Genomic DNA, 13,510 nt, shown 5'->3' on the forward strand with positions numbered 1-13,510 from the left:
GGTAGACTTTAGTCCGCCTAAATAATAAAAAAATAATCCATTGACTTTAGCCAAAACCTATACAGTTAATCAATAAAATCAGGTATTTGTGGCAATGAATAGATAGTTTCTCTTCTACCTGCTCAGATAATCTTCAATAATAAAAACAGACGTGGATAAACTCGGTCCGTTGTTAATGCTAAATTAATCAAAATTAAAAATTAAAATCCCTAACTTTGTTTACTAATATCGACGTTTCCAATGCAGAACAAGCTTAAAATCATCAATGATCCGGTTCACGGCTTCATTAAAATTCCTTACGAAATCTTATTTGACGTTATTGAACATCCCTATTTTCAGAGACTCAGAAGAATCGGGCAGACCGGACTGTTGAATCTGATCTTTCCGGGAGCCACCCATACAAGATTTCATCATGCTTTAGGAGCTATGCATCTGATGTTTACAGCCTTGGAAACTCTGAAACAAAAAGGAGTGGAGATCTCTGATGAGGAAGAAAAAGGGGCGATGCTGGCTATTTTGATGCACGATATCGGTCATGGTCCGTTTTCTCATGCTTTGGAAAGTATGCTGATGGATGACTGGCATCATGAGAAACTGTCACTGTTGCTGATGAATAAACTAAATGATGAATTTAACGGGCAGTTGTCAGTAGCCATTGAAATGTTTCAGGGAAAATATCACAGAAAGTTTTTCAATCAGCTGATCTCATCCCAGCTAGATGTAGACAGACTGGATTATCTGAAAAGGGACAGCTTTTTTACAGGAGTTTCAGAAGGGAATATTAATACCCAGAGAATTATTTCGATGATGAATGTCTGTAAGGAAGGGGAATTGGTAATTGATGCAAAAGGTGTTTATTCCATTGAAAATTTTCTTACCGCAAGAATGTTTATGTACTGGCAGGTGTACTATCATAAAACATCGGCTTTAGCTGAATTTCTTTTAGTAAAGATCCTGGAGCGGGCAAAATATCTTGTTTCACAGGGGGTTGATCTTCCGGCGGGTGAAAATCTGAAGTATTTCCTATACCGCGCAAAAAGCGCAGCGACTGATGAAGATATTTACAGATTTACCCAACTTGATGATAACGATGTGATTCAGGCCATGAAACTGTGGCAGGGTGCCGACGATTTTATTCTTTCCTACTGGTGTAAATGTGTAACCCAGAGAAACCTTCCGAAAACCGTTATTTCATCTCACCCGTTTGAAGCGGAATTTATTGAAGAAAAAATAAAAAAAACTAATGAATTTTTCGGAATTGATAATGGAAAAGAGCTTGTGCATGAAATTAAACGAAAACTATTGCCTTATGATACCGAAAAACAGCCCATTTATCTACTGCAGAAAGACGGAATGAAAATACGGTTAGAAGAATCCCAGGACCAGCTTTTATCAGGGTTGATGGTAAACAAGACTAAACGGTATATTTTGACCTTTCCAAGAGATCTCTCCCGGATAATTTCATAAATATTATTAAAATTCACGTTCCGAAAACCAAAAAATGTTTGCGAATTACAGAATTTCTTATCTTTGCAGAATATGGAATTTACAGCTTCGCAAATTGCAAGTTTTATCGACGGAAAAATAATAGGCGACGAAAGTGCGGTTATTACAGGGGTTTCACCAATTGAAAATGGAGAATCGGGACATCTTTCTTTTATAGCACAAGATCGATTTTCTCATTTTTTAGATACCTCAAAATGCTCTGTTATTATTGTTTCGGAAAAGCTTCTGGCTAATAATACTTATAATCCTACCCTCATTGTGGTAAAGGATGCCTATCTCTCTTTTCAGATCTTAATGAATCTGTATCAGGAAATGCAGGGAAGAAAAGAAGGAATTGAAAACGGTTCTTCCATCCACAATACTGCAGTGATTGGTGACAAAGCCTATATTGGAGCATTTACTTATGTTTCTGAAAAAGCAAAAATCGGTGAAGGATCTCAGATCTATCCGCATGTATATATTGGTAAAGGAGTAAAAATTGGTAAAAACTGTAAAATAGACAGTGGTGCCAGGATTTATGACTACTGTATCATTGGGGATAACTGTGTAATTCATTCCAACACGGTAATCGGGGGTGATGGATTTGGTTTCCAGCCTACACCGGAAGGATTCAAAAAAATTCCTCAACTAGGTAATGTAATTATTGAAGACGATGTGGAAATTGGTTCAAACTGTAGTATAGACAGAGCTACTATCGGTTCTACCATTATCGGAAAAGGAACAAAAATTGACAATCTTATCCAGATTGCCCATAATGTGAAAATAGGGCAGAACAACGTGATCGCAGCTCAGGCTGGTATTGCAGGATCCACCACTATTGGAGACTGGAACCAGATTGGCGGACAGGTTGGTGTTGTAGGGCATATCAAAATAGGAAATCAGGTTAAAATTCAGGCCCAGAGTGGTGTGAATTCAAGCGTTAATGATAAAGAAACTTTGTACGGATCCCCTGCGATCAGCTATAATGACTATCTTAGAAACTATGTTCATTTCAGAAATTTCACTGAAATTGTAAAGAGAATAAATAATCTTGAGAATACCTCAAAAGATAATACTAATGAGTGATATGCAAAAAACACTCCAGGAAGAAGTAACACTCTCTGGAATTGGCCTTCATACTGGTAAAGAAGTAAAACTTACCATTAAACCTGCAAAAGAAAATACAGGTTTTGTTTTCGTAAGAACAGATCTTGAGGGGCATCCTCAGGTTGAAGCTGATGTTAATTATGTTGTAGCAACAGAAAGAGGAACAACATTAGAAAAATTAGGTGTAAAGATTACAACCTGCGAACACTTGTTAGCTGCTTTAGTAGGATGTGATATAGACAACGCTATCATGGAAATGGATGCTTCCGAGCCTCCTATTATGGACGGATCTTCAAAATTCTTTGTTGAAGCTATTGAAAGCGTAGGAATAGCAGAACAGAATGTAGCCAGAGAATATCTTGTGGTGAAAGAAGTATTGAATTATTCAGATCCTGCATCCGGATCAGAAATTACCATTATTCCTTCAGATACGTATGAAGTAACAACCATGGTAGATTTTGGAACCAAAGTACTGGGAACCCAGAATGCTACCCTTAAAAATATTTCAGAATTCAAAGACGAAATTTCTTCGGCAAGAACATTCAGCTTCCTGCATGAATTAGAAATGCTTCTGGATCACGGGTTGATCAGAGGTGGAGATATTTCTAATGCCATTGTATATGTAGACAAGGATCTTACTCCTGAAACTACAGAAAAGCTGAAAAAAGCCTTCGGAAAAGACAATGTATCTATCAGACCGAACGGAATTCTTGATAACCTAACTTTAAACTACCCTAATGAGGCTGCAAGACACAAATTACTGGATGTGATAGGTGACCTTGCCCTGGCAGGAGTTAAAATAAAAGGAAAAGTAATTGCCAACAAACCTGGCCATTATGTAAACACTCAGTTTGCTAAAAAACTGAACCGTCAGTGGAAACTTCAGAAAAAGAAAAATGTTCCTGATTTTGACCTGACTAAAGAACCGGTTTTTGATATCAACGGAATCATGAAGCTTATGCCGCACAGACCTCCGTTCTTATTGATTGATAAAATTCTTGAACTTTCAGATTCTCATGTAGTAGGGTTAAAAAATGTAACGATGAACGAACCGTTCTTCGTAGGACATTTCCCTAAAGAACCTGTAATGCCGGGAGTACTTCAGGTAGAAGCTCTTGCTCAGACAGGGGGTATTCTTGTTCTGGCAAGCGTTCCGGATCCTGAAAATTATTCTACCTATTTTATTAAAATTGATAAAGTAAAATTCAAAAGAAAAGTAGTTCCTGGTGATACTATTATTTTCAAAATTGAATTGATAGAACCTATCAGAAGAGGTATCGTTCATATGCAGGGATACGGATATGTAGGAGATACAGTGGCAGTAGAAGCGGAGCTAATGGCTCAAGTTGCAAAAAATAAAGTTGATTAAATGATCCATCAATTAGCAGCCGTAGATAAACGTGCGAAAATCAGCAAAAATGTTATTGTAGAACCTTTTACTACAATTGCAGGGGACGTAGAAATCGGAGAAGGAACCTGGATTGGTCCTAATGTTACCATCATGGATGGAGCCAGAATAGGAAAAAACTGCAGGATTTTTCCCGGAACTGTAATCTCTGCAATCCCTCAGGATTTAAAATTTGATGGCGAAGATACACAGGTAATCATAGGAGATGATACTACAATCAGAGAATGTGTTACCGTAAACAGAGGAACAAAAGCCTTAGGATATACTAAAATAGGGGCCAACTGCCTTATCATGGCTACTTCGCACATTGCCCATGACTGTGTGATAGGAGATCACGTGATCATTGTTAACGGCTGCGGTATTGCCGGACATGTAGAAATCGGTGATTATACCGTAATGGGTGGCCTTAGTGCTGTTCATCAGTTTGGCAAAATTGGTAAGCATGTCATGATTTCCGGAGGTACCCTGGTAAGAAAAGATATTCCACCTTACGTAAAAGTAGCGAGAGAGCCTATGTCTTATGCAGGAATTAATTCAGTAGGATTAAGAAGAAGAGGCTTCACCAATGAGAAGATTTTTGAGATCCAAAAGATCTACAGAGCTATTTTTCAGATGAAAATGAACGTTTCTCAGGCTATTTCTCACATTGAAAAAGAAATGCTTCCTACCGCTGAAAGAGACGAAATTCTACAGTTTATCCAAAACTCTCCGAGAGGAATTGTAAAAGGATACGGAACTGGTAAAGAAAGCAGCTAAAATAGAACAATAAAAACACCTACACACTTATGAAAAATTTATTTTTAACACTATCCTTTTTGTTCTCAGCTATCGTAGCCGGGCAGGAAACTAAACCGTCAAATGCTAAAACAGAAGATTCGTCTTCTAAGAAGCAGACTATAGAAAAAAGCCGTACACTGCAAAATGACAGTATTGCCAAAAGCAATGTGAATAATGCTTTGAAAAAAAGCATGAACAACGATTCATACTTTAAAAAATATGAGAATAATTCAAACGTTCAGAATAATGTGAATCAGTTGAACCAAAATAACACAATGTTTAACAATACGACTAATGGTTCATATATTTCGCCAAACGGCAAAGTTGTGAATCCGGTGGGGCAGCAAGGACCAGGCACTATGCAGGTACAAGTACCTATTTTTAAAACAAAATAAGAATAATATACATTAATGGCAACAAGTAACGATATCAGAAAAGGGCTGTGCATTGAGTACAGCAATGATATTTATAAAGTAATTGAATTTCTTCACGTAAAACCTGGGAAAGGACCTGCTTTTGTAAGAACCAAATTAAAATCAGTAACCAACGGTAAAGTAATCGATAATACTTTCTCTGCAGGACACAAAATTGAAGAAGTAAAAGTAATCACCAGAAAGTTCCAGTATCTTTATGATGATGAAAACGGATTCCACTTCATGAATAATGATGACTTCTCTCAATTATACCTGAACAAAGAAATGATTGAAAACGCTCAGTTTATGAAAGCTGGTGAAGAAGTAACAATCATTTTGAAAGAAGTTGATGAAACTCCTCTTTCTGCTGAACTTCCACAGTCAGTATATCTGGATGTTATAGAAGCTGATCCGGGAGTAAAAGGAAATACAGCAACCAACGCCCTTAAAAACGCAATCGTTGAAACAGGAGCGAGAGTAATGGTTCCTTTATTCATCGAACCAGGTGACAGAATTAAAGTAAGCACGGAAGACGGAAGCTACTTAGAAAGAGTAAAATAATAAAAATCCACATAAATTCGGTTTGCATCAGCAGTCCGAATTTTGTTTTATAAGAAAATCAATTGTTATGAAATTCCATTCTCCACAGAAACTTAAAACCATAGCAGATTTAATAGGCTCTACATTCATTGGTCCTGAAGACTTTGAAGTTTTGGGAACCAATGAAATTCATAGAGTGAAACCGGGAGACATTGTGTTTGTTAACCATCCTAAATATTACGATAAAGCCTTACATTCCGCAGCTACAATCATCCTGATTGATAAAGAAGTAGAATGTCCGGAAGGAAAAGCACTTTTGGTGTCTGATGACCCTTTCAGGGACTTTAATAAAATCAACACACACTTTACCAGAATATACAACTTTAAAGAAGAGCTTCATGATGTTGAAATAGGAGAGGGAACGAAGATTCACTCTTCAGCTGTGATCGGAAACAATGTGACGATCGGAAGCAATGTGCTGATATTTCCTAATGTAGTTATAGGAGACAGAACGGTAATCGGTGATAATGTAATCATCCAGTCCAATACTGTACTGGGTGGAGATGCCTTTTATTACAGAAAACTGAATGGTAATTTTGATAGATTGATCTCCGTAGGAAATGTAATCATTGAAAATAATGTAGAGATTGGAAATGGATGTACCATTGACCGTGGAGTTACAGATTCTACCATCATAGGAGAAGGATCAGTTTTAGATAACCAGATTCAGATAGGACATGATACCGTGATCGGGAAAAAATGTCTGATCGCTTCACAGGTTGGAGTAGCAGGATGTTGTATCATTGGAGATGAGGTAACACTTTGGGGACAAGTAGGCATAGCTTCCGGTAATACCATTGAAAGCGGATCTGTCATTCTTGGGAAGACCGGAGTGAACCGGGACCTTAAAAAAGGAACCTATATCGGGATGTTTGCAGAAGATTTTAAAGGTTATCTTAAAAAAGAGGTAAAACTGAGAAATCTCAAATAAACAATTCCGAAGGTTTTATCCAAAATCAAAGAAATTTAAGTAAATTTGTGAGCATTAATAAAATATTTAAATAAATTAAAACAACAATAAAATGTCAATTTTAGTAAACAAAGATTCTAAAGTAATTGTACAAGGATTTACAGGGAACGAAGGTACTTTCCACGCTGGTCAGATGATTGAATACGGAACAAACGTAGTAGGTGGGGTTACTCCGGGAAAAGGAGGATCTGAGCACTTAGGAAAGCCGGTATTCAATACAGTAGCAGACGCTGTTGAAAAAGCTGGAGCTAACGTAAGTATCATTTTCGTACCACCTGCATTTGCTGCTGATGCAATTATGGAAGCTGCTGAAGCAGGTATCAAAGTTATCGTATGTATTACTGAAGGTATTCCTGTAGCAGATATGGTAAAAGTAAAATCTTATATCGCTGACAGAGACTGCAGATTAATCGGTCCTAACTGTCCGGGAATCATTACTTCTGAAGAAGCTAAAATTGGTATCATGCCAGGATTCGTTTTCAAAAAAGGGAAAGTAGGTATCGTTTCAAAATCAGGTACCCTTACTTATGAAGCGGCTGATCAGGTAGTAAGAGCTGGTTACGGTATTTCTACTGCTATCGGTATCGGTGGTGACCCAATCATCGGAACAACTACAAGAGAAGCTCTTGAATTATTCATCAACGATCCTGAAACTGAAGCTGTTGTGATGATCGGTGAAATTGGTGGTGGTCTTGAAGCAGAAGCTGCAAGATGGTACAAAGCAAGCGGATCTACTAAACCGGTTGTAGGATTTATCGCAGGACAAACTGCTCCTAAAGGAAGAACAATGGGACACGCTGGTGCTATCGTAGGAGGTGCTGAAGATACAGCTCAGGCTAAAATGGAGATCATGAGAGAAAACGGAATCAACGTTGTAGATTCTCCTGCTGATATCGGTGCTACCGTTGCAAAAATCCTTGGATAATAAGCTACAAAACCCAATACAATATGAAAAAACTTTTATTAACCTCTGCTTTGGCTGTTTCAACCCTTTCTTTTGCCCAGATTGATTTTGGAAGCACAAGATTTGGTGTCACTGCCGGAGGTAACTATTCCCGTGTAAGGAATGCCCATAACCCTTCTGGTGCCAGATTTGCATTTCAGGGTGGAGCTCTAGCTCTTATCCCGATCGGAAAGGCCAACCAGTTCTTTTTACAGCCGGAAGTAACGTACTATGGTGCGGGAGAAACCGGAAAAGATAAAGAAGCTAAAGGAAAGGACGGTTATGATGCGGTATATGCCAACAATTACCTGAGCGTACCTGTTTATTTCAAAGGATACTTTTCAGAAGCTGAATCGGAATTCTTCGGAATGATAGGACCAAGATTTAACTTTCTCTTAAACCAGAACGTTAAAAATGCTCCGGCAAACAGACCTTACTATGATCCAGATGTAACAGACCCTTTGTACCCTGCAGTAAGCGGAAAAGCATCAAGCTTCAATTTCGCATTGGGATTAGGAGTCGGTTACAGTTACAAAAGACAGCTTGAAGTAACCCTAAGATATGATTTAGGTCTTTCAGATACCTATCCTGATCTTGCCAAAGAAAAAGGAGGAACCAATAAAAAGAAATCTGAGCAGGTTTTAGGCGTAAGCTTAAGCTATATCTTCAAATAGAATAATAATTATTCACCATAAAAAAGTCCCGGAAATTTTAATTTCCGGGACTTTTTATTTCGATATAGGAGATTTAGTTAATTTGTTTTTTATACCCAATTTATAAGGAAATTAAGAAGGTAATAAAGTAGGGCTTATAAAGATGTATGCTTATCCACTCGCTTCATCGAATCAACGAATTTGATTCCCATCTTTGCTCCCTAAAATCAACATTGCCTATAAATAAATCTTGGCATTAAATCTAAATTATTTAAAGATAAAATAATATTCTTTTAAAACTGATCTCTTTTATCCCTTGATCCATTTCCAGATCTCCTTCAGCGTGGCTTTATTACCATACATCAGAATCCCCACACGGTAAATTTTTCCGGCTAAAAAGATCATAAAAACCGTTGTTCCCAGCAATAATGCAATAGACAAGGCAATCTGCCAGGCCGGAACACCAAACGGTATCCTTGCAATCATCGCTACCGGGGAAGTAAACGGAATAATAGACAGCCAGAATCCCAGAGGACCATCAGGATTATTCATTAAAGAAAAGCTCCCGTACATTCCTAAAGAAAGTGGTAAAATAGCAAATAAAGTAAACTGCTGAGTTTCTGTTTCATTATCCACGGCAGAACCAATGGCAGCATAAATAGAGCTGTAAAAAATATATCCCAGAAGGAAAAATACAATGAATACAAAAATGATAAGCGGGAAATTCAGTTCCAGCAGGCTGTGGGAAACCTGAGTGGCAATCTGTGCAAAATCCAGTTTATTGGCAATTTCCTCACTGCCACCCGGAATATTTTTCTGAATGGAAGAAAAACCAGTATTCAGAATCAATGCTCCGATGACAGACATCGTGATCCAGATCACAAATTGGGTCAGGGCAACAAGTGTTACTCCAAGGATTTTACCCATCATCAGCTCAAAAGGTTTCACTGATGAGATAATAATCTCTACCACACGGTTATTTTTCTCCTCAAGAACACTTCTCATCACCCTTACTCCATAAATAATGATAAACATAAAGGTAACATACATCAGAAGGATGCTTAGCCCACTCTTTACCCCAAAAGCAAGATCAGAATCTTCCTTATTGTTTTCAGAAACATTAATGGTCTTTAAAGTAAAGCCCTTGTCCAGATCATTCAGTTGTGTCTCCTGAATACCCAGCTGCTTGATCTTTTCTTTTTTGATAACATCTGTAATGTCAGAGACAATCTTTTGTTTCGTATCAAAGCCTATCTTACTGTTTACAACAAGTCTTGAACTGTTCTGAAGCTCATCGTAATTCTGTCCGGTTAATTCCGGAAGGATCAGAATACCATCCAGAGATTCATTGTCTTTCAGGTTATTAATCTTTGATTTTTCATCTGCCGCAGAAACAAATATATAATTGAGCTTGTCATTGGATTTAAGCTGATCTTTAAACAGTCCGCTTTTATCCACGACTTCAATTACGCTGTGAGATTCATTGGCTTTAAACATAAGTCCGATTACAGTACCAAAGGCAGCCAGAAGAATAGGGGCCAGAAGCGTTAGTATAATGAAGGATTTTTTCTTAACCTGCGTAAGAAACTCCCTTTTTGTAATTAAAAAAATATTGTTCATAAAATTAGGAATGGTTACTTACGGCATTAATAAACACTTCATTCATACTTGGGATTCTTTCATCAAAAGATCTTACTTTTCCAATGTGTACAAGATCCATCAGAATATCGTTTTGTCCGCTTTCATTTTTTAGCTCGAAAGAAACCAGATTGTTTTCGTTGGAGAAATTGAAAATTTCATATTGAGTTTTGAAATTATCAAACTTAGTTTCGTCAACTTCCGAAAGCGTAACTCCGAAAATATTCTTTTTAAATTTCTCTCTGACATCAAAAACTCTTCCGTCAATAATCTTTTTTGAGTTATTGATCAAAGCCACATAATCACACATTTCTTCCACACTTTCCATTCTGTGGGTGGAAAGAATAATGGTCGTTCCGTTATTTTTAAGATTAATGATCTGGTCTTTAATCAGATTGGCATTCACAGGGTCAAAACCAGAAAACGGTTCATCCAGAATCAGAAGATGAGGTCTGTGAAGGACTGTTACTACGAACTGAATCTTCTGCGCCATTCCTTTGGAGAGTTCAGAGAGTTTCTTTTTCCACCATTGATCGATATTCAGCTTATCAAACCACTTTTTTGCTTCGTTCAGAGCATCATTTTTGCTCATCCCTTTCAGTTCCCCGAAATAGAGAAGCTGATCTCCAACAGTCATATTCTTATACAGCCCTCTTTCTTCAGGCATATAACCAATGTCTCTGATGTGGTTGGGGTTAAGGCGGTCTCCGTTGATCCAGATATCTCCGGAATCGGCCTGGGTAATCTGGTTGATAATACGGATGAAAGAAGTTTTTCCGGCTCCGTTAGGACCTAGAAGACCATAAATGCTGCCTTTCGGAACATGGATGCTGAAATCATCCAATGCTACTTTTTTTCCTGCATTATAGGTCTTTCTGATATGTTCAGCTTTTAGCATTAAATTGTTTTTTACAATGAGTGTATAAAAAAAGGAAGTTGAAAAACTGGGAAAATTATATAAATATTTGTGGTAAATATAATTTTTAATCAGGTTTTAGATTAAACTTTCTGCCTTGTTCTCAATTTTTATTCCTAATTCTACAAAAGTTCCGTAAGTTACGGAATTATTAAAACAGAATGAATGCAAAAGAAAAAATCCTGATGATTATCAGGATTTAAATTTTTATTGTTTTACAATTTGAGTTACCTTTTGGGTATTATCGCTTAAAATATAGCGAATCAAATATTTTCCGGGTTTCAATTTTTCAATATTGATTTCCCCTGAATTCATGTTGACACTGTAACTGGCCACCTGCATTCCTAAAATAGAATAAAAGGTTACGCTTTTGATCTTCAGGGAAGAATCTTTAGCTTTAATCAGCAGGTAATCCTTAGCAGGATTTGGATAAGCAACCAGTACACCATCATCAGCTTTCTGTGATAGGGATCCCGGCTCTCTCAACTGAGCTTTTAAATTGGTGGAAAAACCAACAAAAGTGCCTAAAAATATAAATAAAAGTAAAAGTTTTTTCATCAATATTATAATTTCTCGAATGTATTAAAACAAAAATAACAAATTCTACAATTCCATGCAATAGTTTTTTATTGAACTTGTAGTAAATTTGCATAAACTTATTCAAAAAGTATTCCAAAATGATACATTCAAGAAACAGAAGACTTAGAATTAATGAATCTATCAGAAGTTTAGTAAGAGAAAATATTCTTACAACGGATGATTTTGTAATGCCTATCTTCGTAATGGAGGGCGAAAACCAGCAGGAAGCAATCCCGTCGATGCCAGGAATTTTCAGGAGGAGCATCGATCTGACCGTGAAAGAATGTAAGGAATTATTTTCTTTGGGGGTGAAATCTGTCAATCTGTACATGAAAGTGTCCGAACATTTAAAAGATAATACCGGAAAAGAAGCCTGGAACAAAGACGGGCTGATGCAGAAAACCATCAGAGCGATTAAAGATGCTATTCCGGAAATGATTGTAATGCCTGATGTAGCACTGGATCCTTATTCCATTTACGGGCATGACGGAATTATAGAAAACGGAAAAATCATCAATGACGCCACCAATGATGCCTTAGCCAGAATGTCTGTGTCACACGCAGAAGCAGGAGCTGACATTGTGGCACCAAGTGATATGATGGACGGAAGGGTACAGGTGATCCGTGAAGCTTTAGAGGAAAGCGGATTTACCGATGTAGGGATTCTGAGCTATTCCGCAAAATATGCAAGCTCATTCTACGGACCGTTCAGAAGTGCTCTGGATAGTGCACCGAAAGATAATATGGAGATTCCGAAAGACAAGAAAACATACCAGATGGATTTCCACAATTCCCGCGAAGCATTAAACGAAGTTTATAAAGATATTGAAGAAGGGGCAGACATCATTATGATCAAACCGGGACTTCCTTATCTGGACATCGTTTCCAAAGTACGTGAAGCTATTGATCTTCCAATTGCTGTTTACAACGTAAGCGGAGAATATGCCATGGTGAAAGCAGCAGCACAAAACGGATGGCTGGATAATGACAAAACGATTATCGAAAGTCTTACCTGCTTCAAAAGAGCCGGAGCAGATATGATTTTCACTTATTTTGCCAAAGAAGCAGCCATGATTTTAAATAAATAGGCAATAACTGCATATACAATTAAAAACACCTCTGTTTTGAGGTGTTTTTTCTATTCAGTCCAATATTGAATAAAGAGGAAAGACTAAGATGATACTCCATCATGCTGTCTTTGGTGAATTTAAATGTTACTAAAGGAGTTTACTTTATTAGTTTACTTTTATATATTTGCGCTATGATTTTACGAGGAGAAAATTTGATCAAGGAATATGGTCCTAAAAAAGTAGTAAAAGGCGTTTCTGTACAGGTTCAACAGGGAGAAATTGTTGGTTTATTAGGCCCGAACGGAGCCGGAAAAACCACTTCGTTTTATATGATCGTAGGACTGGTTAAGCCTACTTCAGGAAAAATTTTCCTTGATAAACAGGAGATCACCACAGATGCCATGTACCGCAGAGCCCAAAAGGGAATCGGATATCTGGCTCAGGAGGCTTCCGTTTTCAGAAAACTGTCTGTAGAAGAAAATATCATGGGCGTTTTACAGCTGACCAAGCTTTCAAAGCGGGAACAGCAGGTCAAATGTGATGAGCTGATTGAAGAATTTTCATTGCAGCACGTTCGTAAAAACCGCGGAGATCTTCTTTCCGGAGGAGAAAGACGCCGTACCGAGATTGCAAGATGTCTCGCTACAAGCCCGAACTTTATTCTTCTTGATGAACCTTTCGCAGGGGTTGACCCCATTGCAGTGGAAGATATTCAGAAGATCGTAAGAAGTCTCGTAGATAAAAATATCGGAATTCTTATTACCGACCACAATGTACAGCAGACCCTGGCCATTACAAATAAAACCTACATTATGTTTGAAGGCAAGATCCTGAAAGAAGGACTTCCTGAAGATCTGGCCAATGATCCGCAGGTAAGAGAGGCTTATCTTGGAGAAAACTTCGTCTATCAGAGTATTCTGGACAAACCAAAGAAGAAAAAATATATTTACA

13 protein-coding genes and 1 pseudogene are annotated in these 13,510 nt (G+C 37.6%); 11 read left to right on the forward strand and 3 right to left on the reverse strand.

What is annotated here, in order from left to right; genetic code table 11:
- The first annotated feature begins 240 nt into the window (after positions 1-240).
- The 9 genes from J2Y40_RS21460 to J2Y40_RS21500 all read left to right on the forward strand — a co-directional run bounded on the left by J2Y40_RS21460 (position 241) and on the right by J2Y40_RS21500 (position 8,377).
- On the forward strand, positions 241-1,467 hold the full coding sequence (locus tag J2Y40_RS21460) for an HD domain-containing protein (protein ID WP_153394933.1): 1,227 nt from the start codon (positions 241-243) through the stop codon (positions 1,465-1,467).
- A gap of 72 nt (positions 1,468-1,539) precedes the next feature.
- Positions 1,540-2,571 (forward strand): UDP-3-O-(3-hydroxymyristoyl)glucosamine N-acyltransferase, encoded by a 1,032-nt coding sequence (lpxD, locus tag J2Y40_RS21465; RefSeq protein WP_153394931.1) that lies wholly within the window; start codon positions 1,540-1,542, stop codon positions 2,569-2,571.
- The gene (locus tag J2Y40_RS21470; RefSeq protein ID WP_153394929.1) at positions 2,564-3,961 is read left to right on the forward strand and encodes a bifunctional UDP-3-O-[3-hydroxymyristoyl] N-acetylglucosamine deacetylase/3-hydroxyacyl-ACP dehydratase; all 1,398 of its coding nucleotides are present in this window, start codon (positions 2,564-2,566) and stop codon (positions 3,959-3,961) included. The genes lpxD and J2Y40_RS21470 overlap by 8 nt, the downstream gene beginning before the upstream one ends.
- Positions 3,962-4,756 (forward strand): acyl-ACP--UDP-N-acetylglucosamine O-acyltransferase, encoded by a 795-nt coding sequence (gene lpxA, locus J2Y40_RS21475; RefSeq protein ID WP_062701872.1) that lies wholly within the window; start codon positions 3,962-3,964, stop codon positions 4,754-4,756.
- Between the two features lie 29 nt (positions 4,757-4,785).
- On the forward strand, positions 4,786-5,172 hold the full coding sequence (locus J2Y40_RS21480) for a hypothetical protein (protein WP_153394927.1): 387 nt from the start codon (positions 4,786-4,788) through the stop codon (positions 5,170-5,172).
- A gap of 15 nt (positions 5,173-5,187) precedes the next feature.
- Positions 5,188-5,751 carry an elongation factor P gene (efp, locus tag J2Y40_RS21485; protein ID WP_153394925.1) on the forward strand — a complete coding sequence of 188 codons (564 nt, stop codon included), beginning with the start codon at positions 5,188-5,190 and terminating at the stop codon, positions 5,749-5,751.
- A 67-nt stretch (positions 5,752-5,818) separates the two neighbouring features.
- Positions 5,819-6,721, forward strand: a complete 903-nt coding sequence (locus tag J2Y40_RS21490; RefSeq protein WP_153394923.1) for an LpxD N-terminal domain-containing protein — start codon at positions 5,819-5,821, stop codon at positions 6,719-6,721.
- 91 nt (positions 6,722-6,812) lie between these two features.
- Entirely contained in the window at positions 6,813-7,685 is an 873-nt protein-coding gene (sucD, locus tag J2Y40_RS21495; protein WP_002977143.1) for a succinate--CoA ligase subunit alpha, read from the forward strand.
- A 23-nt stretch (positions 7,686-7,708) separates the two neighbouring features.
- Complete coding sequence (locus J2Y40_RS21500; protein ID WP_153394921.1) at positions 7,709-8,377, forward strand: porin family protein; 669 nt, start codon at positions 7,709-7,711, stop codon at positions 8,375-8,377.
- Between the two features lie 288 nt (positions 8,378-8,665).
- Here J2Y40_RS21500 and J2Y40_RS21505 read toward each other — a convergent pair whose 3' ends face one another.
- The 3 genes from J2Y40_RS21505 to J2Y40_RS21515 all read right to left on the reverse strand — a co-directional run bounded on the left by J2Y40_RS21505 (position 8,666) and on the right by J2Y40_RS21515 (position 11,468).
- Entirely contained in the window at positions 8,666-9,976 is a 1,311-nt protein-coding gene (locus J2Y40_RS21505) for an ABC transporter permease (RefSeq protein ID WP_310001250.1), read from the reverse strand.
- A gap of 4 nt (positions 9,977-9,980) precedes the next feature.
- Positions 9,981-10,892: an ATP-binding cassette domain-containing protein gene (locus tag J2Y40_RS21510; protein WP_310001252.1), complete on the reverse strand. Its 912-nt coding sequence runs from the start codon at positions 10,890-10,892 to the stop codon at positions 9,981-9,983.
- A gap of 225 nt (positions 10,893-11,117) precedes the next feature.
- Positions 11,118-11,468, reverse strand: coding sequence for a T9SS type A sorting domain-containing protein (locus J2Y40_RS21515; protein ID WP_153394915.1), 351 nt, complete (start codon positions 11,466-11,468; stop codon positions 11,118-11,120).
- A gap of 119 nt (positions 11,469-11,587) precedes the next feature.
- Between J2Y40_RS21515 and hemB the strand changes: the two genes are divergently transcribed.
- Positions 11,588-12,577: a porphobilinogen synthase gene (gene hemB, locus J2Y40_RS21520; protein ID WP_153394913.1), complete on the forward strand. Its 990-nt coding sequence runs from the start codon at positions 11,588-11,590 to the stop codon at positions 12,575-12,577.
- A gap of 173 nt (positions 12,578-12,750) precedes the next feature.
- Positions 12,751-13,476: pseudogene (gene lptB / locus J2Y40_RS21525) on the forward strand (LPS export ABC transporter ATP-binding protein); the annotation flags it as partial.
- Between the last annotated feature and the right edge of the window lie 34 nt (positions 13,477-13,510).

Source organism: Chryseobacterium sp. 2987 (assembly GCF_031456375.1).
GTDB classification, from domain to species: domain Bacteria; phylum Bacteroidota; class Bacteroidia; order Flavobacteriales; family Weeksellaceae; genus Chryseobacterium; species Chryseobacterium vaccae.